This window comes from Kitasatospora sp. NPDC101157, assembly GCF_044768255.1.
Taxonomy (GTDB): Bacteria; Actinomycetota; Actinomycetes; order Streptomycetales; family Streptomycetaceae; genus Kitasatospora.
Map to the genome: position 1 here is coordinate 151,225 of NZ_JBIWPL010000011.1, position 26,857 is coordinate 178,081.

General features: G+C 74.3%; 20 protein-coding genes. 17 read left to right on the top strand and 3 right to left on the bottom strand.

Translation table 11 applies throughout. The features are described from left to right. Positions 1–98 precede the first annotated feature (98 nt). The 5 genes from ACIRVF_RS22795 (at position 99) to ACIRVF_RS22815 (ending at position 4,291) form a co-directional block, all read left to right on the top strand. Positions 99–392 carry a chorismate mutase gene (locus ACIRVF_RS22795; RefSeq protein ID WP_402820631.1) on the top strand — a complete coding sequence of 98 codons (294 nt, stop codon included), beginning with the start codon at positions 99–101 and terminating at the stop codon, positions 390–392. 85 nt (positions 393–477) lie between these two features. Beyond that, positions 478–771 carry a Dabb family protein gene (locus ACIRVF_RS22800; protein WP_363428773.1) on the top strand — a complete coding sequence of 98 codons (294 nt, stop codon included), beginning with the start codon at positions 478–480 and terminating at the stop codon, positions 769–771. A gap of 3 nt (positions 772–774) precedes the next feature. Then, on the top strand, positions 775–1,839 hold the full coding sequence (locus ACIRVF_RS22805) for a hypothetical protein (protein WP_402820636.1): 1,065 nt from the start codon (positions 775–777) through the stop codon (positions 1,837–1,839). A gap of 8 nt (positions 1,840–1,847) precedes the next feature. Further along, the gene (locus tag ACIRVF_RS22810) at positions 1,848–3,221 is read left to right on the top strand and encodes a cytochrome P450 (protein WP_402820639.1); all 1,374 of its coding nucleotides are present in this window, start codon (positions 1,848–1,850) and stop codon (positions 3,219–3,221) included. Beyond that, entirely contained in the window at positions 3,218–4,291 is a 1,074-nt protein-coding gene (locus ACIRVF_RS22815; RefSeq protein ID WP_402820642.1) for a polyprenyl synthetase family protein, read from the top strand. Before ACIRVF_RS22810 ends, ACIRVF_RS22815 begins: the two co-directional genes overlap by 4 nt. Positions 4,292–4,542: 251 nt before the next feature. Here ACIRVF_RS22815 and ACIRVF_RS22820 read toward each other — a convergent pair whose 3' ends face one another. Beyond that, positions 4,543–5,721 carry an AI-2E family transporter gene (locus ACIRVF_RS22820; RefSeq protein WP_402820645.1) on the bottom strand — a complete coding sequence of 393 codons (1,179 nt, stop codon included), beginning with the start codon at positions 5,719–5,721 and terminating at the stop codon, positions 4,543–4,545. Positions 5,722–6,454: 733 nt separating this feature from the next. Here ACIRVF_RS22820 and ACIRVF_RS22825 point away from each other — a divergent pair. From ACIRVF_RS22825 to ACIRVF_RS22835, 3 genes are all read left to right on the top strand, one after another. Beyond that, complete coding sequence (locus ACIRVF_RS22825; RefSeq protein ID WP_329927064.1) at positions 6,455–6,625, top strand: hydrophobic protein; 171 nt, start codon at positions 6,455–6,457, stop codon at positions 6,623–6,625. A gap of 136 nt (positions 6,626–6,761) precedes the next feature. Further along, positions 6,762–7,862, top strand: a complete 1,101-nt coding sequence (locus tag ACIRVF_RS22830) for a YihY/virulence factor BrkB family protein (RefSeq protein WP_402820649.1) — start codon at positions 6,762–6,764, stop codon at positions 7,860–7,862. 111 nt (positions 7,863–7,973) lie between these two features. Next, a complete protein-coding gene (locus ACIRVF_RS22835; RefSeq protein ID WP_402820652.1) occupies positions 7,974–9,473 on the top strand; it encodes a bifunctional phosphatase PAP2/diacylglycerol kinase family protein in 1,500 nt (499 codons plus the stop codon). A 137-nt stretch (positions 9,474–9,610) separates the two neighbouring features. On the opposite strand, the gene ACIRVF_RS22840 is transcribed toward ACIRVF_RS22835, so the two are convergent. Together ACIRVF_RS22840 and ACIRVF_RS22845 are read right to left on the bottom strand one after the other, a co-directional pair. Next, positions 9,611–10,483 (bottom strand): nucleoside hydrolase, encoded by an 873-nt coding sequence (locus ACIRVF_RS22840; RefSeq protein ID WP_402820655.1) that lies wholly within the window; start codon positions 10,481–10,483, stop codon positions 9,611–9,613. Positions 10,484–10,711: 228 nt separating this feature from the next. Next, positions 10,712–11,290: a LuxR C-terminal-related transcriptional regulator gene (locus tag ACIRVF_RS22845; protein WP_030557713.1), complete on the bottom strand. Its 579-nt coding sequence runs from the start codon at positions 11,288–11,290 to the stop codon at positions 10,712–10,714. Positions 11,291–12,219: 929 nt separating this feature from the next. On the opposite strand from ACIRVF_RS22845, the gene ACIRVF_RS22850 reads away from it, so the two are divergent. The 9 genes from ACIRVF_RS22850 (at position 12,220) to ACIRVF_RS22890 (ending at position 26,726) form a co-directional block, all read left to right on the top strand. Then, the gene (locus tag ACIRVF_RS22850) at positions 12,220–13,623 is read left to right on the top strand and encodes a glycosyltransferase (RefSeq protein WP_402820657.1); all 1,404 of its coding nucleotides are present in this window, start codon (positions 12,220–12,222) and stop codon (positions 13,621–13,623) included. Positions 13,624–13,729: 106 nt separating this feature from the next. After that, on the top strand, positions 13,730–14,788 hold the full coding sequence (locus tag ACIRVF_RS22855; RefSeq protein WP_402820660.1) for a DegT/DnrJ/EryC1/StrS family aminotransferase: 1,059 nt from the start codon (positions 13,730–13,732) through the stop codon (positions 14,786–14,788). 66 nt (positions 14,789–14,854) lie between these two features. Continuing rightward, the gene (locus ACIRVF_RS22860) at positions 14,855–16,033 is read left to right on the top strand and encodes a cytochrome P450 (RefSeq protein ID WP_402820663.1); all 1,179 of its coding nucleotides are present in this window, start codon (positions 14,855–14,857) and stop codon (positions 16,031–16,033) included. A 125-nt stretch (positions 16,034–16,158) separates the two neighbouring features. Beyond that, complete coding sequence (locus ACIRVF_RS22865; RefSeq protein ID WP_402820666.1) at positions 16,159–16,353, top strand: ferredoxin; 195 nt, start codon at positions 16,159–16,161, stop codon at positions 16,351–16,353. 26 nt (positions 16,354–16,379) lie between these two features. Continuing rightward, complete coding sequence (locus ACIRVF_RS22870; protein WP_402820669.1) at positions 16,380–17,129, top strand: thioesterase II family protein; 750 nt, start codon at positions 16,380–16,382, stop codon at positions 17,127–17,129. Between the two features lie 56 nt (positions 17,130–17,185). Continuing rightward, positions 17,186–19,498, top strand: a complete 2,313-nt coding sequence (gene pabB / locus ACIRVF_RS22875; protein ID WP_402820672.1) for an aminodeoxychorismate synthase component I — start codon at positions 17,186–17,188, stop codon at positions 19,496–19,498. 33 nt (positions 19,499–19,531) lie between these two features. Further along, positions 19,532–24,823, top strand: a complete 5,292-nt coding sequence (locus tag ACIRVF_RS22880; protein WP_402820675.1) for a beta-ketoacyl synthase N-terminal-like domain-containing protein — start codon at positions 19,532–19,534, stop codon at positions 24,821–24,823. 119 nt (positions 24,824–24,942) lie between these two features. Next, complete coding sequence (locus tag ACIRVF_RS22885) at positions 24,943–25,863, top strand: ATP-binding cassette domain-containing protein (RefSeq protein WP_402820731.1); 921 nt, start codon at positions 24,943–24,945, stop codon at positions 25,861–25,863. Then, on the top strand, positions 25,860–26,726 hold the full coding sequence (locus ACIRVF_RS22890; protein WP_402820678.1) for an ABC transporter permease: 867 nt from the start codon (positions 25,860–25,862) through the stop codon (positions 26,724–26,726). Before ACIRVF_RS22885 ends, ACIRVF_RS22890 begins: the two co-directional genes overlap by 4 nt. Positions 26,727–26,857: the final 131 nt, after the last annotated feature.

Below are 26,857 nucleotides of genomic sequence, written 5' to 3' on the forward strand. Positions count from 1 at the left end.
GTTCTTCCCTGATCCGCCGCCGACCCCGGGCCGTCGTTGCCCCGGGCCGGCGGGGCCGGGGTCCGTCCATGCCGAAAACAGAAGGTTCGAACACGACCATGACCGTAGAGATCGACGTCGAAGCCCAGATCGCGGCAGACCGCCTGAAGATCGACGAGCTCGACACCCGCATCATCGAACTGCTCGCCCAGCGGGCCCTGATATCCCGCGGCATCCAGGAGCGCCGCATCGGCGCCGGGGGTCCGCGCACCGTGTTCGGGCGCGAGATGGACATCCTGGCCCGCTACCGGGACGAGCTCGGCGCGTCGGGCACGCAGATCGCGATGAGCGTCTTCGAACTGTGCCGCGGCGCCGGCCCGGTCGGCCCGGCGGGGCCCCGGGCGACGGCGTAGCTCCCCGCTCCCCGCTCCTTCCTTCCCCGCCCGCCCCCTCCTTCCTCCGGACCAACCGTCCCCCGACCACCTCAGGAGATCCGCTGTGATACGTCACGTAGTGCTGTTCAAGTTCAAGCCGGGAATCGACTGGAACGACCCTCGCGCCGGGGCGGCGGAGCACACCGCCTCGCTGGTGGGCAAGGAGGTGCCCGACCTCCGGGAGTGGCGCTGGGGGCGCAACGTCTCCCCCCGGGAGATCGCCTACGACTTCCTCGTCGAAGGGCTGCTGGACGACATGGAGGCCGTCGAGCGCTACCTCGTCCACCCGTTCCACCAGGACGCGATCCGCCAGTGGCGCGAGATCAGCGACTGGGTCATCGCCGACGTCGAGGAATGACCCATGCCGACACGGGTCGATTTCCATCTCCCCTTCCAGGCACCCGTCACCCGCCCGTCCGAGGTCGAACGCGCCCGGCTGCGGACCGTGGACTGGGCCCGCGAGCACGGCCTGCTCAAGCCGACGGACGAATCGGTCCGCTACTTCCTGAGCATGCGGCTGGCCGACGTGGCCACCGGCTTCAGCCCGGACGCGCGCGGCGCCGACCTCGACGTGATGACGGACCTGATCACGTGGACCGCGGTCTGCGACGACTTCTTCGACGGCCCGGTCGGTGACGACCCGGCCCGAGCGATGGCCGCGGTCACCGAGTTGGCCCGGGTCACGACGGGCGCCGCGGGAGCCACCGCGGCACACCCGGGGAACCCGCTGGTCTCCGCCACCGCGGACCTGTGGGCACGCATGGCGGAACCGATGTCCGACCGCTGGCGCCTCCGCGCCGGTCGGAACTGGCGGCGCTTCCTGCTCTCCTTCCTGGCCGAGGCGGACGCCCGCCGAGCCCGCCGGATCCCCACGGTGACCGAGTACTTCCGACTCCGCCAGGAGACCATGGCGATGTACGTCTACCTGGACGCCGCCGAACGGTCGGACCACCGCGAGGTCCCCGAAGCGGTCCTCTCCAGTGAGGCCGTACGGGAACTCCTCGCGCTGGAGATCGAGATCCTGGCGTGCTGCAACGACGTGCACTCCGTGGAACACGAGGAGGCGCGGGGGGACACCCACAACCTGGTCCTCGTGCTGGAGCGGCGCGAGGGTCTGAGCCGGGACGACGCGATCGAGCGGATCCGCGGCTGGGTGCACGAGAGGTCGGAGCGGTTCCTGGCCGTCCGGGCCGGCCTGCCCCGGCTGTGGGCCGCGCTCGGACTGACACCGGCCGAAAGGGCGGCAGCCGAGGCCCACGTCACCACGATGACGCACCAGATGCGGGTGACCTACGACTGGAGCCGGGCCACGGCCCGGTACACCGCTCCCGCGCCGGTGACGGCCGCCGCCGAAGCCACCCGGCCGCCGTACCTGGCGTTCGCGCAGCCCGCCGTACCCGCCGTACCCGGCGGACGAGGGAGATGAGCAGGAGCATGTCGCAGCAGGCAGGTGCGACCGTCCCCCGGATGACCGGGGGCTGGCCGCTGATCGGACACAGCCTCGATCTGGTCCGGCGACCGCTGGAGTTCGTCGAAGAGCTCCGGGGGCAGGGCCGGATCGTCGTCTTCCGGCTCGGCACGCGGTCGGCCTACATGGTGAACGACCCGCTGCTGGTCAGGGAGGTCCTGGTCGGGAAGCAACGGCAGTTCGAGAAGGGCGGACCGCTGTTCCGGCAGTCCGGCACGCTCCTCGGCAACGGGCTCGCCGCGTCGAACGGCGCCCTGCACCGAAGACAACGGAGGCTGGCCCAGCCGGCCTTCCACCACGCGGAGGTGGCCCGCTACGCCGAGGCCGTCTCACGGCTGGCCGCCCAGCGACGGGACAGCTGGCGGAACGGCCTGACGGTCGACCTCTCGCGGGAACTGCACGACCTGACCATGGACATCCTGGCCGGCACGCTCTTCCGGGGGCTCAGCCCGGAGCGGGCCGAGGACATCCGGCGGTCGCTGCCGGAGCTGATCGCCGGAGTCGCACGACGCGCCTTCGTCCCGATCGGGTTCGTGCACAAGCTCCCGCTGCCGGTCAACCGCAGGGAACGGGACGCGCTGCGACGACTGTTCGGCCTCGTGGACGGTCTGATCCGCTCCTACCGGGAGGACGGAACCGATCACGGCGACCTGCTCTCCCGGTTCATGTTCGCCCGTGATCCGGAGACCGGCGCCGCCATGGACGACCGGCAGATCCACGACGAGATCCGCTCGATGATGGTCGCCGGCACCGAGACCTCCGCCACCGTCCTGCACTGGGCGCTGATCGTCCTCAGCCGGCACCCCGACGTCGAACGAAGGGTGCGCTCGGAGGTGGACGAGGTGCTGGCCGGACGCGCCGCCACCTACCAGGACCTCCCGCGGCTGGAGTACCTCGGCCGGGTCGTTCAGGAGACCCTGCGGATGTATCCGGTCGGCTGGCTGCTGACCCGGCGCGCGGTCGCCCGGGTGCAGCTCGGCGACCACGTGATCCCGGCCGGGGCGGACGTCTTCTTCAGCCCCTACGGGCTGCACCGGGACCCGGCGTCCTTCCCCGACCCCGGCGCCTTCGACCCCGACCGGTGGTCGCCGGCCCCGCCACACCCCGTTCCGCGGGAGGCCTACATCCCGTTCGGCACGGGCGTGCGGAAGTGCATCGGCGAGTCGTTCGCCCATGTCGAAGTCATGGTCATCCTGGCCACACTGCTGACCCGGTGGGAGTTCCGCCCGGTCACCGCGAACGCGCTGGAACCGGCCGCCGCATCCACGCTCAGGCCCAAGGAGCCCCGCATGGTCCTCCGGGAACGGCAACCGGCACCTGACCGGGGCGGTGACCGATGAGCCGACCACTGGCCGGACCGCGGCCGGACGAAGTCCCCGCCGAGGACCTGCGGCTGCTGACCGGCCGGGTCGAGAGCGCGCTCGGCGACCTCCTGGCCGATCAGCTCGCCCGCTGGTCGGAGGTCGACCGCCGAGCCGCCGTCCCCGTCCAGGCGGTGGCGGACCTGGTGGCAGCGGGCGGCAAGCGGCTGCGCCCGGTGTTCTGCCTCGCCGGTTTCCTCGCCGGCGGCGGCCGGCCCGAGGACGGCGAGTACGCGGTCCGGGCCGCGACCGCGCTGGAACTGCTGCACGCGTCGGCACTGATCCACGACGACGTCATGGACGAGGCGGACGAGCGCCGTGGCCTGCCGACGGTCCGGACCCAGCACTCCTCGATCCACCGGGCGATGCGCTGGCAGGGGGACCCGGACCGCTACGGCGAGTCCGTCGCCATCCTCGCCGGCGACCTGGCGTGGGTGTACGCCGACCACCTGATGGCGGACCTGCCCGCCGCGGTCCGGCAGGAGTGGTACGACCTGCGCACCGAACTGGTGGCCGGTCAGATGCTCGACGTCTCGGCCGCGACCGAACTCCGCCCCGACGTACAACTCGCCTCCAAAGTGGCGGTGTTGAAGAGCGGACGATACACCGTGCTGCGCCCGCTCCGGCTGGGCGCGGCGCTGGCGGGCCGCGCGGACCTGCACCGGCCGTTCCAGGTCTACGGCGAAGCGCTCGGCGAGGCCTTCCAGCTGCGGGACGACCTGATCGACGTCTTCGGCGACCGCTCGCTCAGCGGGAAACCGGGCCAACAGGACCTGCGCCGGCCGAAGATGACCCTGCTGCTGTCGATCGCGGTGCAGCAGGACGAGCGCATCCGTGACCTGGCCCGCGTCGGGCAGGTGGAGGCACTGGTCGCCCGGCTGGAGAGCAGCGGCGCCCGCGACCTGGTGGAAGCCCGGATCGACCGCCTGCTCGCGGAGGCCCACGCGGCCGTGGCCACCGCGAACCTCACATCGCCCTGGCGCGAGCACCTGGCCGCCCTCGCCACCGTCATCGCCCGGCCCCGCGAGGAACTGTCGACGCCCTCCTGATGCTCGTCACGGCGTCGCCGCCCGGACCTCCGGCGCCTGGACGTCCGCCCCTGGCTTCCCCGTGCACCTCACCGCACGGGGAAGCCGGGGGCGGACGTTCCGGTACGAGGTGGGGGCACGGACCGCCGGCACCTCCTCGTCGCGCACGTGACAGGCCGGCCACGGCCGCTGCTCGCGCGTGACGTACGTCGACGGCGAGGAATCCGGGGCCTTCGTCACGACGGCCGGTGCGCTCGGTGCGCTCGGTGCGCTCACCCGACACGCTCCGCCGTCACCTCTTCCTCCCCGGCGGGTTCTCCCCGTGCGGGCCGGGCCGGTGACGGCCGGTCGGGCGTGCCGGACCCGGCGGCGCGGTCCGGTCGAGGAGCCCGGCGGGGGTCCACGGGGTGGAGCGCCTGGACGACGGCCCAGACGACGGAGACGGCGGGCACCGCGAGGACGGCACCGATGATGCCGAGCGCGATGCTGCCGGCGATCACCGACACGGCGACGACGACGGGGTGCAGCCGCACCGCCCAGCTCATGATCATCGGATGGAGCAGATGTCCTTCGAGCTGGCCGATCACGACGATCAGCGAGAGGACCACAACCGCGATCACCGGCCCGCGAGCGGCCAGTGCGACGGCGCCGGCCACCGCGAGGGCCACGGGCGAGCCGACGAACGGGACGAACGCGGCCACGAACTCCAGCACCGCCAGCGGCGCCGCGAGCGGCACGCGCAGCACGAACAGTGCGATGCCGACCAGGACCGCATTGGTGGCCGCCACGAGAACGATGCCGCGGATGTATCCGGACAGGGCCCGCCACGCGGCACGCCCGGCGCGCTCCCAGTCCGCCTGCCGCGGCCCCGGCAGCAGGTGACCGACGAAGGCCCACATGCGCTCGCCGGAGTGGACGAAGAACACCGAGCAGAACAGCCCCAGGGCCGTGATGGTGAGGATCTCCACCACCTGGGCGGCACCGTCGACGGCACTGTGCACCAGGCTGGCCCGGTGGGTCGCCACGAAGGACCCGATCTCGTGCTGCAGACCGGTCAGGGCGCCCGGCCGGACATGGAACGGGGCTCCCTCCAGGAAGCGCTCCAGCCGGGCGATGCCCGTGTAGAACTGCGCTGCCACCTGCGGAGCCTGATGCGCGACCAGGACGCCGAGCCCGGTCAGCACTCCCGCAACGGCCGACAGGGCCAGGAGGTAGGCTCCCGCCACGGCGAGCGCCCGGGGCAGTACCTTCCCCAGGCCGTCGGCCACCGGCCGTAGCAGTGCCGCGACCACCAGGCCCACGAAGACGGCGATGACGACCGGCTTGAAGCGGTCCAGCAGGGTGAACGCGGCGTAGGCGACGACGCCGAGCACCAGCAGGCGCCACGCCCACCCTGCGGAGACCCGCAGGCCCGCGGGGACTCCCGGCTCCGGCCGTGCGACCCGTCCCACGGCTGTTCGGGCGCGGTGACGGAGCGGGGGTCGGCGCTGGAGCCCGGGCCTGTTCGGCCGCAACGCCGGCCGGCCCGTCGGCCGCAACGCCGGCCGGCCCGTCGGCCGCAACGTCGGCCGGCCCGACGAACGGCGCCCGGTCCGAAGCGACCCGAAGCCGCCCAACGCCCGCCACTTGCCCGGGCCCGGCCTTCCACCCCCGGTGCTCACGGCACCCTCCACCGCACTCGCCGCCCTTCCACCCTCACCACGTCCGCGATTCACCACGCCTGCGATCGGGCCGGCGGGGAGCGGCGGGGACCGGCGGAGCCGGCTGACGGCCCCTTGCACGGGGTCCCGCACCGCCGGCTGCCGGCAACTCCCGGGCCGCCCGCCGCGCCCTGTCGGCGCCGGCCATCGCCTGCCCGGGCAGGCCGCCGTCATGCACGCCCCTGCCGAAGGGCGAGCGCAACCCGAGCCCCCGCTGCGAGGCGCCACCCGGTGCTGAAGGCCCACGCCCGTACGCCGGTCACCGCGGCTCGCCTCGCGCCGCCTTCGAACGGGGCCCGTGGCCAGGACGGGTGGTGGTCTTTCGGGCGGTGGAGCCCGGCGCCGCGGGAGCCGGCGGGCGAGGGGGCCGGCAGCCGTCCGCATCCGCCCACCGCTATTCGGCCACCGATTCGCAGGCATGCATCTCACCGATCGGGTCACCAGAGGAGCGTCCCCGTAGACAGACGAAGGAGATGACGGACCCATGGGTGCTCTTCTGCTGGTACTGCTGCTCGCCCTGGTGCTCTTCGGCCTCGGGTTCGCAGTGAAGGTGTTGTGGTGGGTGGCGCTGTTCGTCCTGGCGGTGTGGCTCCTGGGCTTCGTGGTCCGCACCGTCGACGGTGCCGGCGGCCGACGCCGCTGGTACCGGTGGTGACGTCACCACCGTCGGCGAGGAGGAACGCCGCGGCCCCGGGCGTCGGTGACGACGCCCGGGGCTCGCGGTTCCCCGGTGTCCGTTCCCCGGGTGCACGTTCCCCGTGCACCCGCACTCCGTCCGAAACAGGTGGTCCATGAGCGTGCTCGACGGACTCGACGACTACCAGCGGCGCCACCGCTGGGCGGGTCTCGCGATCGCGGTGGTGTACAAGTTCATCGACGATCAGGGCACCTACATGGCCGCCCTGATCACCTACTACGGCTTCCTGTCGCTCTTCCCCATGCTGCTGCTCCTCCTCGCCGTGCTGGGATTCGCGCTGCACGGCGATGCCCAGTTGCAGCAGCAGGTGCTGCATTCCGCGCTCAGCCAGTTCCCGGTGATCGGCGACCAGATCGAGCACAACGTCCGTTCGTTCCAGGGCAGCGGCTTCGCGCTCGCGGTCGGCATCGCCGGCAGTCTCTACGGCGCGCTGGGAGTGGCGCAGGCGCTCCAGAACGCCTTCAACACGGTGTGGGCCGTTCCTCAGCACAGCCGCCCGAACGCGCTGACCGCCCGGCTGCGCGGACTGGCCCTGCTGGGCGTTCTCGCCGCGGCGGTCATGGCTTCCGCGGGTCTGGCCGCCCTCACCGCCACCGCGCACGGCTGGCCCGCCTGGATCGACCGGTTCGTGCCGCTCGCGGCCGTACCGCTGTCGGTGGCGGTCGACACCGCCCTGCTGCTGGCCGGGTTCAAGCTCCTGACCAACAGCCGGCTCCGGGTGCGCCTGCTGTGGCCCGAAGCCCTGGCGGCTTCGCTGACCTGGCAGGCACTGCTGCTGGTCGGCACCTACTACGTGGGGCACCAACTGCGCGGGGCGACGGCCACGTACGGGCTGTTCGGCATCGTGCTCGGCCTGATGGCGTGGATCTACCTCGGCGCGCTCACCCTCGTCGTCTGCGCGGAGAGCGCGGCGGTGCGCACCCGCCGGCTGTGGCCCCGCGGGATCACGACGCCCTTCGCCGATCACGCCCCGCTGACCCGCGCGGACCGGCAGGCCTACACCTCCTACGCCACCGCCGCCGCCTACAAACCGGGCGAGGAAATCCGCGTGCGCTTCCCGGCGCCCGGAGCGCAGCGGGGTGACGGCGGCCCTACCGGAGGAACGCCGGCCCCCCGCGCCGCGCCGCACGAGGCGACGGACCCCACGGCGGCGCCCGCTCCCGACGTGCCGCCGGGCGGACCCAGCGATCCCTGAGGTGCCCCGGGCGCACCCGGCAGTCCCTCACCCACCGCCGGGCGGACTCCAGCGATCCCCCCTCCCGCCACCTGCCACCCACCACCCGCACGACCAGAAGGACCGCTCCACATGAGGAAAGCCCTGAACGATCTCGACGCCCGGCTGTTCGTCAGGGTGGCCTCCCGTCGCCTGCGCGGCAGCGACCCGTGGCTGTCCCGCCTGACCCGCGCCGCCGACCACGGCAAGCTGTGGATGACCGGCGCGGCGCTGCTGGGCGCCACCGGCAACCGGACCGCCCGGCGCGCCGCCCTGCGCGGAGCCGGTTCCCTGATGCTCGCCTCCCTGCTCGCCAACGTCGCCGCCAAGGGCCTCACCCGCCGGCCCCGCCCCGCTCTCGACCCGGTGCCCGTCGTACGGCGGCTGCTCAAGCAGCCCGTCACCAGTTCCTTCCCCTCCGGGCACTCCGCCTCGGCCGCGGCCTTCGCCACCGCCCTCGCCATCGAATCGCCGCTGCTGGGCGCCGTCGCCGCTCCCGTGGCCGCCGCGGTCATGGCCTCGCGCGTCTACGTCGGCGTCCACTACCCCGGCGACGTCCTGGCCGGGGCCGCTCTGGGAGCGGGGACCGCCGCGCTCACCCTGCGCTGGTGGCCCCGTCGCAGTGACCACCCGGCCAGCACGGCCGCTCCCGTGGTGAAAGCGCCCGCCCTGCCCACCGGCGCGGGCCTGTACGTCGTGGTCAACGGCGCCTCGGGCTCCGGAGCCCTCACCGGGGCCGACGGCCCGGAGCGGTCCGTCGAGGAACTGCGCCGGGAACTGCCCGAGGCCCACATCCGGCTGTGCGCGGACAGCGGCGACCTGGCCGCGCTGCTGGACCAGGCCGCGGCACTCGCCGTCACGTCGGGCGGGGCGCTGGGCATCTGCGGCGGAGACGGCAGCGTCAACCTGGCCGCGGCCGTCGCCGCCCGGGAAGGCCTGCCGCTGGCGGTCTTTCCCGGCGGCACGCTGAACCACTTCGCCGTCGACCTGGGCGCTCACACCCTGCGCGCCACCGCCGAAGCCGTCAAGGCCGGCAGCGCCTGTGCCGTCGACGTCGCACTGGCCACCGGCGATCGCGGCGACCAGCAACTGTTCCTCAACACCTTCAGCATCGGGATATACCCCGAACTCGTCCGGGCCCGCGAACGCCTGGAGAAGCGCCTGGGCAAGTGGCCCGCCCTCGCCGTCTCCCTCGTCCGGGTCCTGGCCGGCGCCGAGCCCGTACGGCTGACCGTCTCCGGCGTCCCGCGGACGCTCTGGATGCTCTTCGCCGGCAACGGCACCTACGACCCGTCCGGCTTCGCCCCCACCCACCGCACCTCACTGGACAGCGGCCGGCTCGACATCCGCGCCGTCGACGGCAGCCACCCCTTCGCCCGCACCCGCCTCCTGCTCGCCTTCCTCACCGGCACCCTCGCCACCTCGCGCGTCTACCGCGAGGCCCGCCTGGCCGCGCTCGACCTCACCGACCTCCGCGAGGTCCGGCACCTCGCCGTCGACGGCGAGGCCCTCCCCGCCCCCGATCGGCTGCGCCTGTCCACGACCACCTCCGCTCTGACCGTCTACCGGCCCGAACGCCCCGCCATCCCCTGAGCGCTCCGACAGCGGCCCCGCCCGGCGCGGCCCCCCGTTCGGCCCCCGGCAGGTGTGCGCGGCGTCCGGCCGGGGCACCCGGCAGGCTCGCCCCTGGATGGCGGCGGGCTCCGTGCGGTCACTCGGACCGCGGGCCGTCACCCGGTGGCCGTGAGAACGTCCAGGAACCGCGCGCGGTCGACCGAGACCGAGATCCGCGTCCGGGTGCCGGCCGCCGGACGCGCACCCCAGGCGCCGCGCTCGCGGTACACCTCGACCTCGCGGAACGCGCAGACGGATTCGTCGAGCGCCACGGCCGCCGCGAGCGGGTCGTGGAAGGCCTTGCCGGCGCGGCGCTTGGCCAGGTAGACCGCCATGCCCGCCCGCACGAGCGCCATCCCGGGTGTGAGCCGCCGCGCCGACAGGGCGGCGTGCATCGCACCGTCGTAGACGACGCCGTGGCAGACGTTCTTCGAGACGAGCACCCGTTCACCGACGTGGGGCGATTCCAGCAGCCTCGACGCGGCGTCCGGAGCGCCGTTGAAGTTGAACGTCGGGCAGGTCTCGCGTCCCTCGAACTTGGGGAGACGGTGTTCGGGCGGGACGACGCAGTCGCCGGCGAAGCCGCCCTGCGCGACCCAGCGGGCGATGCGCACGTCCGGTTCCCGCTCCAGGAGCATGCCGGGATTCTTCGGCGGCGCCCCCGTGAGCAGCGTCGCGTCCCCGCCGGCGAGGGTGTCCCGCAGCAACTGCCAGGCCTCGGCGTCGGGTTCGCGGGCCGGAACGTTCCCGAGCCATCGACGGTGGAAGCCCGACACCGGCCTCGCGTCGGCGCCGGGGCGGTACGCGCCGACCGGCGCGCTCACCCCGAGGCGCCCGAGGAGGTGTTTGACGATGCCGACCTGCTCGTCCGACCCGGGCATGACCGTGACGGCGACCAGGCGTGCCCACGGATGGGTCGCGAGGGCACACAGGGTGAAGACGTCGTCGGGGTCGCCGGTCTCCATGTCGAACACGATCGGGATCGCCATGCCCGCGACCGTACCGATCCGACGCAGCGTCACCAACGGGATTTCGGCGAACCCGGCCCGCCTCGACCGGTCCTCGGCACACCGGCCGCCCCCTGCTCGTCCGCCGGCGCCTTCCCCGTCACAGCCGCCACCTCCGACCGCCCTTCGTCCGGCAGCGGCCCGGGGCCACCGGTGGTCCGAGGTGGTCCGAGGCCTTGCGGGCACGCGCCCTGCGGACGGCGGCCGCGGCTACTTCACGAAGCTCTCGACCACCTTGGGCGGCCAGACCCCGACCTTGAGGACGCCCATGGAGTACGCCCGGGAGACCAGGGCGGCGCGGTTCGGGACCCGCAACTTCCGCAGCAGGCAGGTGACGTGGTACTCGACCCCCTGGCGGCTCAGGTAGAGCCGGGCGGCCAGCGGGACGGTGGATATCCCGGCCGCTATGCCCTCCAGGATCCTGGCGTCGACGTCGCTCAGCAGCTTCTTCCGGCCCGCCACCACCTCGGACCCGCCCTGCTCCGGACGACCGTCCGGCATCATGACCAGGATCGAGGACTCGTCGGGCAGGCCGCCGCGCACCATGACGGCGGTGAGGGGCACCGTGAAGGTCTCGTCCCCCGGGCCGACCGCGATGACGTCGGTGGCGAAGCGGTCGCGCCGGCCCTCGATCAGCCCGGAGAACTGGCGCAGCAGTGGCTGCTGGACGCTCGGGTGGACGAGCTCGCTGAAGGTCCGGCCGCAGAGGTCGGCCGAGGAGCGGCCGAACTGCCAGAAGAAGGCCTCGTTGGCCTGGCGGATGGTGAGGGCCCGGTCGAGCTGGGCCATGGTCAGGCCGGCCTGGCCGGCCGACTGCTGGTGCCGCGCCGCCGCGCCGCCGACTTGATCCCGCTCAAGCGTGACGGTCCGGGCGGAATTCGGCTGGACAGACTGGGAAATCACCACGGAAAGTCCGTTCCCTTCGAGGTGAAAGTGCGGATGGATAAGTGTTCGAACTACCTGGGTCTTCGCACGGGCGACCCACATCCGCACATGGAACTGTGCATGAAATCCAGGAATCGGCCGGATTACCGGCCGGCCACGACAGGCGCGACGCCGGTCGGGCCCCGGCCTGGAACAGGGCGGGCTGGGACGGACCGCCGCCCCTCCACAGGGCGGCCGATGGTCGGTGAAGTCGGTTTCTCCGCAGCTCAGGGCTGCCCGGTAGGGGTGTCGTCAGTCCCGGCGGACCGGCTTCACGACAGGGGAGCGCCGCCCACCGGATCTCCCGGAGTGTGCCCGCCGGCCCCCCGGCACCGTCCCCCCGGACGCCGGACCGACGGTTGGTACGGGAATTCCCCATGCGGACGACACGTACTCCTGCACCTCCGAAGCGCAGACGGACCCGATATTCCGAGGCGGCCCCGGAGAGCGAACCACAAAAGCGGCTGACCGGGCATCAGCGTACCCGGCCAGTTCTGAGCAAGAATATATGGGACACGTCAAGAAGTGAGCAAGTAACCGAACGATCCCGGTCCGCAACGGAGGCGATCCAGCCAGCAGTCGCATCTGCGTTCGAACCATTGAACCTGTCAGGCGAATTGCTCGTAGCGGGCACCGGAGTCTCCGATTCTCTCCCGTCGCCCAAAACCGGACAGAAGCGGATGATCAACCCCATCTCCCTGCCGGACCCGGTCAGGACTAAGGAATTCCCGGAACCGGACATGGGACCAAGGTGGGGTGCAGATCCAGCCGCCACCCCGCCCCGAGGGAGTCCGATGAGCACCCCGCCCCGGCCGAGCGCCGCGCGCCGGCCGATCCTGTTTGTCAGCCTTCCGGAGAGCGGCCTGCTCAACCCCCTGCTGGTGCTGGCCGGTGAGCTGGCCCGGCGGGGCGTGCCCGACCTCTGGTTCGCCACGGACGAACCACGGCGTGCCGAGGTGACGGCCCTCGCCGACCGGTCGGCGGTGGAGTTCGCCTCCCTCGGCGACGTGTTCTCCGAGCTGTCGGCGGTCAGCTGGAGCGACGACGTGTACCGCCAGGTGACCCAGGAATCGCGGTTCAAGGCGCACCGCGCGGTGATCCGCCAGTCCTACCGGCCCGACCTCCAGGCCGAGAAGTTCCGCCGGCTCGCCGCCGTGGTGGACAAGTGCGACCCGGCCCTGATGGTGATCGACTGCGTCAGCTCCTTCGCCGTGGACCTGGCGCTGGCCCGGGGAATCCCCTTCGTGCTGAGCGTCCCGTTCCTGCCGAGCAACGTGCTGACCTCGCACAGCCCGTTCGGGCCGTCCTACACGCCGAAGGACTTCCCCGTCCCGCACTCGGGCCTGCCCTACCCGATGTCCGCCGGTCAGCGGCTGCGCAACCGGCTCTTCAAGCTCCGCACGCTCGCGCTCTTCCTCAACCCGGCGATGGGCAAGGTGCTCTCCGAGGACGCCCGGCTGCGCAAGGAGCTGGGCCTGCCCAAGCCCAGCCCGATGACCCGGATCGACCGCGCGGAGCTGGTGCTCTGCAACTCCGTTCCGGAGCTGGACTACCCGTTCGAACTGCCCACGAAGGTACGGCTGGTCGGGGCGATGGTGCCGCCCCTGCCGGAGTCCTCGCCGGCCGACGACGGCAGCGGCGTGATGGACTGGCTGGACGCCCAGTCCTCCGTGGTCTACATGGGCTTCGGCACCATCACCCGGCTGACCGCGCCACAGGTGCGGGACCTGGTGGAGGTGGCCCGCCGGCTGGACGGCCGCCACCAGGTGCTGTGGCGGCTGCCCGCCGAACAGCAGCACCTGCTGCCGCCGACCGCCGAACTGCCCGGCAACCTCCGGGTGGAGAGCTGGCTGCCGTCCCAGCTGGACGTGCTGGCCCACCCCAAGGTCGACGTGTTCTTCACCCACGGCGGCGGCAACGGCTTCCACGAGGGCGTGTACTTCGGGAAGCCGCTGGTGGTCCGGCCGCTGTGGGTGGACTGCTACGACCAGGCCGTGCGCGGGCGGGACTTCGGGATCAGCCTGACCCTGGACCGGCCGCGCGACTTCGACCCCGCCGACGTCGTGGACAAGCTCACCCGGGTGCTCGGCGACCGCTCCTTCCGGGACCGGGCCGAGAGCATCGGCAGCGCGCAGCGCACGGCGGGCGGCCGGGCCGCCGCGGCCGACCTGCTGCTGGGCCTGCCCGCCCTCGCCTGACCGCCCCGCCCGCCCGGCGCCCCCGGCCGCGAACGACGTCGGGGGCCCGCCCCCGCCCGCGAACGACGTCGGGGGCCCGCCCCGTCACGTCCCAGAGTGAGGACCCATGCCCTTCACCATCCCCGTGTCCCGCCCCAGCCTCGACGGGCGGGAACTGGAGTACGTCACCCGCACGATCGGCGACGGCTGGATCTCGTCCCAGGGCCCGTACGTCCGCCGCTTCGAGGAGGCCTTCGCCGAGTACAACGGGTCCGCCCACGGCGTCGCCTGCTCCTCGGGCACGGCCGCGCTCACCCTGGCGCTGCGCGCGCTCGGCGTGGGCCCCGGGGACGAGGTGATCGTGCCGGAGTTCACCATGATCGCCTCCGCCTGGGCGGTCACCTACACCGGCGCCACCCCGGTCTTCGTCGACTGCGCGGACGACCTGAACATCGACGTCGCCCGGATCGAGGAGCGGATCACCCCGCGCACCAAGGTGATCATGCCGGTGCACGTCTACGGCCGCCGCTGCGACATGGCCGCGGTCATGGACCTCGCCCACCAGTACAACCTGCAGGTGGTCGAGGATTCCGCCGAGGCCCACGGCGTCCGCCCGACCGGCGACATCGCCTGTTTCTCGCTGTTCGCCAACAAGATCATCACGGCCGGGGAGGGCGGCGTCTGCCTCACCGACGACCCCCGCCTGGCCGGTCAACTGGCCCACCTGCGGGCCATGGCGTTCACCACCGACCACAGCTTCCTGCACAAGAAGCTCGCCTACAACTTCCGGATGACGGCGATGCAGGCCGCCGTCGCGCTCGCCCAGACCGAGCGGCTGGACGAGATCCTCGCGGCCCGCCGGGAGGTCGAGCGCCGCTACGACCAAGGCCTCAAGGACGTCCCCGGCCTCACCCTGATGCCGCCCCGGGACGTGCTGTGGATGTACGACCTGCGGACCGAACGCCGCGACGAGCTGCGCGAGTTCCTCGCCGCCGAAGGCATCGAGACCCGGCTGTTCTTCCAGCCGATGAGCCGCCAGCCCGGCTACCTCGACCCGGCCTGGCCCGGCCTCAACGCCACCCGGTTCGCCGCCGACGGCCTCTACCTGCCCACCTACACCGCGCTGACCCCGGCCGACCAGGACCGGGTCATCGACCGGGTCCGCGCCTTCCACGGCGCGTCCTGATTCGTACGCCCCGGCCCCCGCACGGGGCCACCGGATCCGCACCGCCCCCGAGGGAGACCCGACGACATGACGAGCACCGGACCGCGGGTGGTCGACTTCCCGCTGCGCCGGCCCGGCGAGGCCTTTCCACCGCCCCACTACCAGGACTACCGCGGGGAGCGCGGCCTGGTGGTGTGCCACCTGCCCAACGGCAACCGGGTCTGGCTGGTCACCCGGCACGAGGACGTCCGGGCCGTCCTGACCGACCGCCGGATCAGCTCCAACCCCGACCACCCGGGATTCCCCAACATCAGCCAGACCATGGGCGTGCCCCGCCAGGAGCAGATCCCCGGCTGGTTCGTCGGCCTGGACTCGCCCGAGCACGACCGCTTCCGCAAGGCGCTGATCCCCGAGTTCACCGTCCGCCGGGTCCGCGAGTTGCGGCCCGCGGTCGAGCAGACCGTGGACCGGTGCATCGACGGCCTGCTGGCGGCGGGCACCGAGGCCGACCTGGTCGCCGACTTCGCCCTGCCCGTCCCCTCCCTGGTGATCTCCGCGCTCCTCGGCGTCCCCCCGGTGGACCGGGACTTCTTCGAGTCCCGCACCCGCACGCTGGTCGCCATCCGCTCCTCCACCGACCAGCAGCGCGACACCGCCTCGCGCGAACTGCTGCGCTACATCAACCGCCTGGTCGCCATCAAGCAGAAGTGGCCGGGCGACGACCTGATCAGCCGGCTGCTGGCGACCGGCGCGATCGACCCCCGGGAGATGTCCGGGGTGCTGATGCTGCTGCTCATCGCCGGCCACGAGACCACCGCCAACAACATCGCGCTCGGCGTGGTGACGCTGCTCGCCCACCCGGAGTGGATCGGCGACCCCCGGGTGGTCGAGGAGACCCTGCGCTTCCACTCGGTGGCGGACCTGGTCTCGCTGCGGGTCGCCGTCGAGGACGTCGAGATCGCCGGCCAGCAGGTCCGGGCCGGCGAGGGCATCGTGGCCCTGGTCGCCGCCGCCAACCACGACGAGCGGGCCTTCGCCTGCCCGCACGCCTTCGACCCGGCCCGCACCGAACGCCACCACGTGGCCTTCGGCTACGGCGTCCACCAGTGCCTGGGCCAGAACCTCGTCCGGGTCGAGATGGAGATCGCCTACCGCAGGCTCTTCGAACGCATCCCGGGCCTGCGCCTGGCGGTGCCGGCCGAGGAACTCCCGTACAAGTACGACGGCGTGCTGTGCGGGCTGCACGCGCTGCCGGTCCGCTGGTGACCGCGGCAGCCGCCGCCGGACCGTGACGGACCCGCCCCCGGCACGCCCGTCACGCCACCACCCGCGCTCGCGACCCCGCCCCGCCCCGTCCCGCCCCGTCCCGTCCCGTCCCAGGAGAACCGATCATGCGCATCACCGTCGACACCGGCCGCTGCGTCGGCGCGGGCCAGTGCGTGCTGAACGCCCCCGCGGTGTTCGACCAGGACCACGACGGCGTGGTCGAGGTCCACGACCCCGGGGCCGCCGCGGCCGACCCGGAAGCCGTCGCCCTGGCCGCCACGCTCTGCCCGTCCGCCGCGATCACCGTCCACCGGGACTGATCCGCGCCCTTGAGAGGACCGACCCGATGACCAGTCCCAGCACCCTGTGGCTGCGCCGCTTCCATCCGGCGGACGGCCGGCCGGTACGCCTCGTCTGCTTCCCGCACGCCGGCGGCTCCGCCAGCTACTACCACCCGGTGTCCGCGGCGCTGTCCGCCGACACCGAGGTGGTCGCGCTGCAGTACCCCGGCCGCCAGGACCGCCGCTCCGAACCCTGCCTCGACTCCATCGACGCCCTGGCCGACCGGATCACCGACGAACTGCTGACCCTGGAGGACCGGCCGACCCTGTACTTCGGCCACAGCATGGGCGCCGTCCTCGCCTTCGAGACCGCCTGGCGACTGGAGCAGAAGGACGGCCCCGCCCCCCGCGGCATCATCGCCTCCGGTCGCCGGGCGCCCTCCACCAGCCGGACCGAGACCGTCCACCAGCGCGACGACGCGGGCATCCTGGCCGAACTCCGGCTGCTCGACGGCAGCGACGCCCGGGCCCTGGAGAACGAGGAGATCCTGCGGATGTCGATGCCCGCGATCCGCGCCGACTACCGCGCCGTCGAACGCTACACCTGCGAGCCCGGCCGGGTGCTGCGGTGCCCGATCACCGCGCTCACCGGCGACGCCGACCCGCGCACCACCGTCGCCGAGGCCGAGGCCTGGCAGGAGCACACCACCGGCGGCTTCCGCCTCCGGGTGCTCCCCGGCGGCCACTTCTTCCTCGCCGAGCAGCAGGCGGCGGTCCTGCGGGAGATCACCACCGAGCTCGCCGAGCTCCGCTGACCAACCGCCCGCCGACCCACGCCCCGCAGGCGGCACCGGCAGGACAAGGATCCCTGATGCGCACTCTCCTGGTCGACAACTACGACTCCTTCACCTACAACCTCTTCCACTACCTCGCCGAGGTCAACGGCAGGGAGCCGGAGGTGATCCGCAACGACGACCCGTCCTGGCGGCCCGGACTGCTCGACGGCTTCGACGCCGTCGTCCTCTCCCCCGGCCCCGGCACCCCGCACAACCCCGCCGACTTCGGCCACTGCGAGGAGATCGCCCGCGAGGGACGCCTGCCGGTGCTCGGCGTCTGCCTCGGGCACCAGGGCCTGGCCCTGGCCCACGGCGCCGCCGTCGGCCGGGCGCCCGCGCCCCGGCACGGCCGGACCTCCGCCGTGCGGCACACCGGCACCGGCCTCTTCCGCCGGCTGCCCAACCCGCTGGAGGTCGTCCGCTACCACTCGCTGGCCGTCACCGCGCTCGCCCCCGGACTGGAGCCGATCGCCTGGGCCACCGACGACGGCGTGGTGATGGCCCTCCAGCACCGCGAACTCCCGCTGTGGGGCGTTCAGTTCCACCCCGAGTCGATCGGCACCGAGGCCGGGCACGACCTGCTCGCGAACTTCCGGGACCTCGCCGAGGAGTTCAACCGGACGCACCGGCCCGGCCCCCGGCACGTCCCCGCCGCGCGCCGCACGACGGTGGACGCCCCGGCCGCACCGGTCACCCGGCGGCTGACCGTGCTGAGCCGCACGGTCGACACCCGGTGGGACGCGGAGACCGTCTTCGACCGGCTCTTCCGCACCGGAAGCCACCCGTACTGGCTGGACAGCAGCCTCCCCGGCGGCCGGCTCGGCCGGATCTCCGTGCTGGGCGACGCCTCCGGCCCGCTCGCCCGGGTGGCCACCGCCGACGTCTCCCGCGGCACCGTGACGGTGCGCTCCGGGGACACCGCCGAGGTGGTGCACGGCGCCTTCCTGGACTGGCTCGACGCGGACCTGCGCACGCTGCGCACCGAACTGCCCGAGCTGCCCTTCCACTTCGCGCTGGGCTGGGTGGGTTGCCTGGGCTACGAGCTCAAGGCCGAGTGCGGCGGCGACCGCGCCCACCGCTCGCCCGACCCGGACGCGGTCATGGTGTTCGCCGACCGGGCGGTGGTGCTCGACCACGACACCGGCACCGTCCACCTGCTCGCCCTCGCCGAGGACGGCCGCACCGCACCGGCCGACACCTGGCTGGCCGCGACCGCCGCCACCCTGGCCGGGCCCGCGCCCGTCCTCGCCGACCCGGCCCCGGTCCGCCCCGGCGAGTCCGCCCCGCTGCGGCTGCGCCACCGCCGCCGCGCCTACCTCGACCTCATCGACGCCTGCCAGGACCAGATCGGCGCGGGCGAGACCTACGAGGTCTGCCTCACCAACATGATCGACGGCCCCGCCGCCTTCGACCCCTGGCAGGCCTACCGGTCCCTGCGCAGGATCAGCCCCGCCCCCTTCGCCGCCTTCCTCGACTTCGACGGGCTGTCCGTGCTCAGCTCGTCCCCCGAACGCTTCCTGCGGATCGGCCCCGACGGGACGATGGAGTCCAAGCCGATCAAGGGCACCCGGCCGCGCGGCGCCACCGTGGGCGAGGACGCCGTGCTGCTCGCCGACCTGGCGGCCAGCGAGAAGGACCGCGCCGAGAACCTGATGGTGGTCGACCTGGTCCGGCACGACCTCGGCAGCTGTGCCGAGACCGGATCCGTGGTCGCCGAACCGCTGTTCGACGTCGAGACCTACGCCACCGTCCACCAGCTGGTCAGCACCGTCCGGGCCCGGCTGCGATCCGGGCGCAGCGCGGTCGACGGGATCCGCGCCGCCTTCCCCGGCGGTTCCATGACCGGCACCCCGAAGATCCGCACCATGCAGATCATCGACCGGCTGGAGAACGGCCCGCGCGGGATCTACTCCGGCGCGATCGGCTACGTCTCGCTGACCGGTGCCGCCGACCTGAGCATCGTGATCCGCACCGCCGTGCTGAGCGGAGGGCGGCTGCGCTACGGGGTCGGCGGCGCGATCATCGCGCTGTCCGACGCCGAGGCCGAGTTCGAGGAGACGGTGGTGAAGGCCCGGCCGCTGCTGGCGCTGCTGGGCGCCCCGTTCCCCGGGGAGCAGCCGGCCACGTCCCCGCGGGCGCAGCACGGGGCCGTGGCCCGGGCGTCCGGGTCGGCCGGGTCGGCCGGCTCCGAGGCAGCGGCGGGGGCCTGGTCCGGTTCCGACGCCGACACCGCCGCCGCTGCGGCTGCCACTGCCACTGCCACTGCCACTACCACTGCCGCCGCAGTTGCCACTGCCACTGCCCAGGAAGGCTCTAGGGCTTTCCCGGCGGCGACCGGCCGAGGATGACAGGCGCAGCAGCCACCGAGCCCGGGAGTGAAGGTGTCCGTCCTCAGCGATGACTACGCGATCGATCCGGCTGCCGGGGCTCCCGGGGCCCTGGGCGGGCACACCCTGCCCGGGGTCTTCGCCGCGGCCGTACGGCGCGCCCCCGACGCCGTCGCGCTGGTGGACGGCGAACGCGAACTGACCTGGCGTCAGTGGTCCTCCGAAATCGCCGCGCTGGCCCGGGCGCTCCAGGACTTGGGCACCGGCCCGGGCGACGTGGTCGCGGTCCAGCTGCCCAACTGCTGGGAGTACCAGACCGCGCACCTGGCCGTGGCCACGATCGGCGCGGTCATGCTGCCGGTGCACGCCGGCTACGGGGCCGCCGACGTACGGGCGCTGCTGGGCCGGGTGGACCCGACCGCCGTCCTGCTCGCGCCGCAGGCCGCGGACACCGCCGGGGCGCTGGCGGCCGCCGTACCCTCGCTGCGGGCGGTGCTGGTCGCTGGGGACCTCGCGGAGGACCGCACGGGAACGGGCCCCCAGGACCGCGCGGGCGAGGCGGCGGGGCATCCGGCGGCGCTGCCGCCCGGGGTGCGCTCGCTGGCCCGGGTGATGGCCGAACGGGCCGGGCTGGAGCCGCACCCGGTCGAGGTCCGGCCGGACCAGCCACTGGTCCTGCTGCCCTCCTCCGGCACCACCTCGGCCCGGCCCAAGATCTGCCTGCACAGCCACGACGGGCTGCTCTCCAACACCGCCCCCGTCGCCGAGGAGGGCGGTGAGGCCTTCGCCGGCGCGATCCTGACGGCCTGTCCGCTCACCCACCTGTTCGGCCTGCAGTCGCTGCACACCGCGCTGTTCCGGTCCTGCCGGCAGGTGCTGCTGCGCGCCTGGGACCCCGAGCGCTTCCTCGCCCTGGCCCGGCGCACCGCGCCGAGCGCGGTCTTCGCCGTCCCGGCGCAGCTGTATGACGTCGTCGCCGCGCTGGCCCGCGGTGGGCGGCCGGCCGGCTTCCGGCCGCAGCAGGTGCGCACCGCCGGGGCGGCGATCCCGGCCGCGCTGGCCGACGACGTCCGGACGGCGCTCGGCGGCGAGCTGGTGGTGGTCTGGGGGATGTCCGAACTGGGCACCGGCACCCACACCGCGCCGGGCGACCCGGCCACGGCGCGCGGGGTCGGCCGGCCGACCCCCGGCGCGCGGCTCCGGATCGTCGGCGAGGACGGCTCGGAACTGCCGGCCGGCGAGGCCGGTGAACTCCAGTACCACAGCCCGAGCATGTTCCGCGGCTACCACCGGGAGCCCGAGCTGACCCGCGCCGCGATCACGGCGGACGGCTGGCTGCGCACCGGCGACCGGGCCAGCCTCGGCCCGGACGGCCGGCTCTCCTTCCACGGCCGGTCGGCGGAGCTGATCAACGTGGGCGGCCGGAAGTTCGACGCCACCGAGGTCCAGGAGCTGCTGGCCGCCCTGCCGGGCATCGGTCCCCTGGCCGTCGTCGCCCGGCCGGACGAACGGCTCGGCGAGATCCCCTGCCTGGTGCTCACCCGGCGGGCCGCCCCGGGGATCGGCCTGCGGGCCGTGACCGCCTACCTGCAGGGGCGCGGGGTCGCCGACTACAAGATCCCGCTGGAGCTGGTGACCGTCGACGAGCTGCCGCGCACCCCGGCCGGGAAGGTCCACCGGCGTGGGCTGGAGCAGCTGGTGGCGCCGGAGGAGCCCGGGGCGCCCGGGCCCGGGGCGCGGCCGTCCGCCGGGGCCGTGCCGGAGGGCGCGCCGCCGCTCGGCTACGGTGCGGCACTCGACCTCGTCCGCGGCTGCGCCGCCGAGGTGACGGGCCGTGGGCCGGCGGACCCGCCGATCGGCCCGGACACCGCGTTCCGCGCGTACGGGCTCGACTCCGTGCGCACCATCCGGCTGCGCAACCTGCTGGTGGAGGCCACCGGCCGGGCGCTGCCGGTCAGCCTGGGCTTCGACCACCCCACCCCGGCAGCCGTCGCCCTGCTGCTCTCGGGCGCCGCCCCCGAGCGGGCGGAGGAGGAGCCCTGGGCGGCCTCCGAGGAACCGGTGGCGATCGTCGGGATGGCCTGCCGGCTGCCCGGCGGCATCGCCTCCCCGGACGACCTGTGGGCGCTCCTCGCCGAGGGCGCCCACACCGACTCGGCGTTCCCCGCCGACCGCGGCTGGGACCTCGACGGCCTGTTCCACGACGACCCGGAGCACCCCGGCACCTCCTACGTCCGCCGGGGCGGATTCCTGGACGGCGCGGGACGGTTCGACGCCCCCTTCTTCGGCTTCTCCCCGCGCGAGGCGATCGCCGCCGACCCGCAGCAGCGGCTGCTGCTGGAGACGGCCTGGGAGGCGCTGGAGCACGCCGGCATCGACCCGACCCGACTGCGCGGCAGCCGCACCGGGGTGTTCACCGGCGCGATGTACCACGACTACGGCGCCGGCGCCCCGGCCGAGCTGGAGGGACTGCTCGGGATCGGCACCGCCGGCAGCGCGCTGGCCGGGCGGATCTCGTACTCCTTCGGCCTGGAGGGCCCGGCGCTCACCGTCGACACCGCGTGCTCCTCCTCGCTCGTCGCGCTCCACCTCGCCTGCCGCTCGCTGCGCTCCGGCGAGTCCTCGCTCGCGCTGGCCGGCGGCGTCGCGGTGATGGCCACCCCTGCCCCGTTCACCGAGTTCTCCCGGCTGCGCGGGCTCTCCCCCGACGGCCGCTGCAAGTCCTTCTCGGACGACGCCGACGGCGCCGCCTGGGCCGAGGGCGTCGGCCTGCTCGTGCTGGAACGGCTGAGCGACGCCCGGCGCAACGGACACCCGGTGCTCGCCCTGGTGCGCGGCTCCGCGGTGAACCAGGACGGTGCCTCGAACGGCATCACCGCACCCAACGGCCCCGCCCAGCAACGGGTGCTCCGGCGCGCGCTCGCCGACGCCGGACTCGGGCCGGGCGACCTGGACGCCGTCGAGGCGCACGGCACCGGGACGGCCCTGGGCGACCCGATCGAGGCCCAGGCGCTGCTCGCCGTGCACGACGGCGCGCGCCCGGCGGACCGGCCGCTGTGGCTGGGGTCCGTCAAGTCCAACCTCGGGCACACCCAGGCCGCGGCCGGAGTGACCGGGGTGATCAAGACGGTGCAGGCACTGCGGCACGCCCTGCTGCCGAGGACGCTGCACGTCACCGAGCCGACCACCCGGGTGGACTGGTCCTCGGGCGCGGTCCGGCTGCTGACCGGGGACCGGCCCTGGCCCCGGGAGGCCGGCCGGGTGCGGCGGGCCGGGGTGTCCTCGTTCGGGATCAGCGGGACCAACGCCCACGTGGTGCTGGAGGAGGCGCCGCCCGGGCCGGACCGCACCGGGCCGGACCGCACCGGGCCGGCGGCCGACGGCGGCCCGGTGCCGGCCGCGTCCGACGACCGGGCCGAACCGGACTCCGCGAGCCGACCGGTGCCGTTGGTACTCTCCGCACGCGGCGAGCGGGCCCTGCGGGAGCAGGCCGGGCGGCTGGCCGGGCACCTCGCCGCCCACCCCGGCCTCGCCCTGCCGGACCTCGCCCACGCGCTGGCCACCACCCGTGCCGTGCACCGGGACCGGGCCCTGCTGGTCGGCGCCGACCGGGCCGAACTCGTCGACGCACTGGAGAGGTTCGCCGCCGCCGAGCCCGGTCCGGTGGCACCGGCGACGGGCCGGCGGGACGGCGGCGGTCGGCTCGCCTTCGTGTTCGCCGGCCAGGGCAGCCAGCGGCCCGGCATGGGGCGGCAGCTGTCGGCCGACCATCCCCGGTTCGCGGCCGCACTGGACGAGGTGTGCGCCCTGTTCGACCCGCTGCTGGCCCGGCCGCTGCGCCCGGTGCTGTGGGAGGGGCCGGAGTCGCTCGACCGCACGGAGTTCGCCCAGCCCGCGCTGTTCGCCCACGAGGTCGCGCTGTACCGGCTGCTGGACTCCTGGGGCGTCCGGCCCGACCTGCTGGCCGGGCACTCGGTCGGCGAGATCGCCGCCGCGCACGTGGCCGGGGTGCTGTCGCTGCCGGACGCCTGCGTGCTGGTCGCCGCCCGCGGACGGCTGATGCAGGCCCTCCCGGCCGGCGGCGCGATGCTCGCCGTCCGGGCCACCGAGGACGAGGTCCGGCCGCTGCTCGGCGAGGCGGTCTCGCTCGCGGCGGTGAACGGGCCGTCCTCGGTGGTCGTCTCGGGCACCGAGGACGCGGTCGCGGCGATCGAGGCCCGGTTCGCCGACCGGAGGACCACCCGGCTGCGCGTGTCGCACGCCTTCCACTCCGCGCTGCTGGAACCGATGCTGGCCGAGTTCCGGGCCGTGGTCGAGGGCCTGGCCTTCGCCGCTCCCACCCTGCCCCTGGTCTCCGGGGTCACCGGACTGCCGCTGACCCGGGAGCAGGCCCTGGATCCCGGCCACTGGGTCGGCCAGGCCCGCCGACCCGTCCGGTTCCGGGACGCCGTCGAACGGCTGCGCAGCGAACGTGTCGACGCCTACCTCGAACTCGCCGCGGGCACCGCGCTGGCGCCGATGATCGGCGAGTGCCTGGCCGCCGGGGACGCGGGGCGGTCGACCGGGGACGCGGGCGGCGCCGCCGTACTGACGACCGCGCCGGCGGAGCAGGCCGACGAGACCCGCTCGCTGCTGGCCGCCGTCGGCCGGCTCCACCTGCACGGCGTTCCGGTGGACTGGGACGCCGTGCTGCCCGGCGCCCGGCCGGTGCCGCTGCCGACGTACCCGTTCCAGCGGCGGACGTACTGGCTGGGGGCCGGAGCGCCCTCGCCGTCGGCGCTGCCCGTGGCGATGCCCGGGCCGGACGGTCCGCCGGCCGCGCTCCCCGAGCGGCCGGCCGCGGGCGGCCCCGCCGAGCGCGAGGCCGTGCTGCGCCGGCTCGTCCTCGCCGAGACCGCGGGCGTGCTCGGCCGGTCCCCCGCCGACCTGGACCCCGCTCAGCCCTTCGCCGCCCTCGGCGTCACCTCCGTCAAGGCGATCGAACTGCGCGAGCGGATCGCCGCGGCCACCGGCACCGTGCTCCCGGCCACCCTGGTCTTCGACCACCCGTCCCCGGACGCCGTGGTCCGCGCCGTCGGGGCCCACCTCGACGGAGGCCCCGGACGGCCGCACACCCCGGGTGAACTGGTGGATCTGCTGGCCGAGTTGCTCACCAGCGGCGCGACCCTCGAACCGGCCGACGCCACCCGGCTGCGCAAGCTCGCCCGCCGCGGCGCGGCGGCCGGCGGGGCCGCGCGCCCGAACGCCGGCTCCGGCTCCGGCTCCGGCTCCGGTACGGGCCTCGGCACCGACCTCGGCACGGCCACCGACGACGAGCTGTTCCGCCTCATGGACGCCCTCGACTGACACCCGTCACGAGCGGCTCACCCGACCTGTCCGACCACCACCGCCCTACGGAGGAACCGGCCTTGACCCCCACGCCCCCGGGCGCCGACGACCCCGTGATCGAGGCGGTCGACGTCGGCATGACCTTCGGCGACGTCCGCGCCCTCGACTCGGTCAGCCTCACCGTCCCCCGGGGCAGCGTGCTGGCCCTGCTCGGCCACAACGGGGCCGGCAAGACCACCCTGGTCAACGTGCTCACCACCGCCCTGCCACCCACCACCGGCCGGGCCAGCGTCGCCGGGTACGACGTCCGCGACCGGCCGGCCGAGGTCCGCCGGCGGATCGGCCTCACCGGCCAGTACGCCACCGTCGACGGACGGCTGAGCGGCCGCGACAACCTGCTGCTGCTCGCCGGGCTGCTCGGGGCCGGACGCCGCGCCGGCCGGGCCCGGGCCGACGAGCTGCTCGGCCTGTTCGACCTCGGACACGTCGCCGACCGGCCCGCCCGCGGTTACTCCGGCGGGCTGCGCCGCCGCCTCGACCTGGCCGCGAGCCTGGTCGGGCGGCCCGAGGTGGTGTTCCTCGACGAGCCGACCACCGGGCTGGACCCGGTCAGCCGGCTCGGCCTGTGGGAGATCGTCGAGGGCCTGGTCGCCGAGGGCACCACCGTGCTGCTCACCACCCAGTACCTGGACGAGGCCGACCGGCTCGCCGACTCCATCACCGTGCTCTCCGGCGGCACCGTCGTCGCCGACGGCACCCCGGCCGAGCTCAAGGCCCGGGTCGGGCGGCGCACCGTCACCCTCGTGCTGGAGCCCTCCGACGACCCGGACCGCGCCGTCCGGGCCCTGCGCGAGGCCGGCTTCGCGCCCGCCTCCGGCCGGGAGGGCGCCGCGCTGGTCGTCCCCATCGAGGCCACCCGCGAGGTCGCGGCGGTGGTCCGGGCGCTCGACGGGGTGGGGATCGAGGCCGCCGAACTGACCTTCGGCGAGCCCGGCCTGGAGGACGTCTACCTCGCCCTGGCCCACCGCCCCGACCGCTCGGAAGGACCCACCCGGTGACCACCCCGACCACTCCGGCCCCCAGCCTCGACACCGGCCGCCCGCCCCGCACCCCGATGCCCACCGCCCAGGCCTGGCGCGGCAGTTCGCGGCTGACCCAGGTTCGCATCCTCACCGGGCGGTCGCTGCGCGCACTCGTCACGGACCCGGCCGTGCTGCTGTTCGGCCTGCTCCAACCCGTCATCACTCTGGTGGTGCTCTCCCAGGTGTTCAGCCGGATGGGCCTGCCCCCGCACTTCCCGCCCGACGTCACGTACCTCGACTTCGTCCTGCCCGCCGTCCTGGTGGACAACGCGGTGCAGTCCGCCGTCCAGTCCGGGATCGGGCTCGTCGAGGACCTCCAGAACGGCATCGTCGCCCGGCTGCGCTGCCTGCCCGTCGCCCCGGGCTCGCTCCTGCTCGCGCGCAGCCTCACCACGCTGGTGCGCGCCGCGGTACAGGCCGTGATCATCCTGCTGCTGGGGACGGTCCTGCTCGGCTACCACCCGCGCGGCGGGGCGGGTGCCGTCGCCGCCTCGATCGGGCTGACCCTCTTCATGAGCTGGGCACTCGGCTGGCTGTTCATCGCCGCGGCGGCCTGGCTGCGCCGGGCCGAACCCATCCAGAACCTTGCGGTCATCGCGGTGCTCCCGCTGATGTTCGCCTCCAGCGCCTACGTCCCCACCGCCGACCTCCCCGGCTGGCTGGCCGCGGTCGCCCACGTCAACCCGCTCACCTACGCGATCGACACCACCCGCGCCCTGGCCCTCGGGCTGCCCGGCACCGGCTCCGCCGGACCGGCCCTGCTGCTCGGCGCAGCCGTGGCCGGGCTCGGTGCCTGGCTGGCGGCGCGCGGCTTCCGCCGGCCGCTCACACCGCGCTGACGGCACTGCGCCCACACCCGCGCACGGGAAGTCGGACCGGCCGACCTCCCGTGCGCGGGCGCGTGGGCACCGGGGAACGGAAACCGGGCGGCCGCGGGGGGTTCTCCTCAGCAGCGAGTTGAGGCTGATGA

Coding starts and splice junctions, on each gene's coding strand:
- ACIRVF_RS22865 (WP_402820666.1), top strand. CDS start 16,159: ATGCGCATCACCGTCGACACCGGCCGCTGCGTCGGCGCGGGCCAGTGC.
- ACIRVF_RS22870 (WP_402820669.1), top strand. CDS start 16,380: ATGACCAGTCCCAGCACCCTGTGGCTGCGCCGCTTCCATCCGGCGGAC.
- ACIRVF_RS22805 (WP_402820636.1), top strand. CDS start 775: ATGCCGACACGGGTCGATTTCCATCTCCCCTTCCAGGCACCCGTCACC.
- ACIRVF_RS22835 (WP_402820652.1), top strand. CDS start 7,974: ATGAGGAAAGCCCTGAACGATCTCGACGCCCGGCTGTTCGTCAGGGTG.
- ACIRVF_RS22855 (WP_402820660.1), top strand. CDS start 13,730: ATGCCCTTCACCATCCCCGTGTCCCGCCCCAGCCTCGACGGGCGGGAA.
- ACIRVF_RS22860 (WP_402820663.1), top strand. CDS start 14,855: ATGACGAGCACCGGACCGCGGGTGGTCGACTTCCCGCTGCGCCGGCCC.
- ACIRVF_RS22885 (WP_402820731.1), top strand. CDS start 24,943: ATGACCTTCGGCGACGTCCGCGCCCTCGACTCGGTCAGCCTCACCGTC.
- ACIRVF_RS22830 (WP_402820649.1), top strand. CDS start 6,762: ATGAGCGTGCTCGACGGACTCGACGACTACCAGCGGCGCCACCGCTGG.
- ACIRVF_RS22815 (WP_402820642.1), top strand. CDS start 3,218: ATGAGCCGACCACTGGCCGGACCGCGGCCGGACGAAGTCCCCGCCGAG.
- ACIRVF_RS22795 (WP_402820631.1), top strand. CDS start 99: ATGACCGTAGAGATCGACGTCGAAGCCCAGATCGCGGCAGACCGCCTG.
- pabB (WP_402820672.1), top strand. CDS start 17,186: ATGCGCACTCTCCTGGTCGACAACTACGACTCCTTCACCTACAACCTC.
- ACIRVF_RS22845 (WP_030557713.1), bottom strand. CDS start 11,290: ATGGCCCAGCTCGACCGGGCCCTCACCATCCGCCAGGCCAACGAGGCC.
- ACIRVF_RS22825 (WP_329927064.1), top strand. CDS start 6,455: ATGGGTGCTCTTCTGCTGGTACTGCTGCTCGCCCTGGTGCTCTTCGGC.
- ACIRVF_RS22850 (WP_402820657.1), top strand. CDS start 12,220: ATGAGCACCCCGCCCCGGCCGAGCGCCGCGCGCCGGCCGATCCTGTTT.
- ACIRVF_RS22840 (WP_402820655.1), bottom strand. CDS start 10,483: ATGGCGATCCCGATCGTGTTCGACATGGAGACCGGCGACCCCGACGAC.
- ACIRVF_RS22810 (WP_402820639.1), top strand. CDS start 1,848: ATGTCGCAGCAGGCAGGTGCGACCGTCCCCCGGATGACCGGGGGCTGG.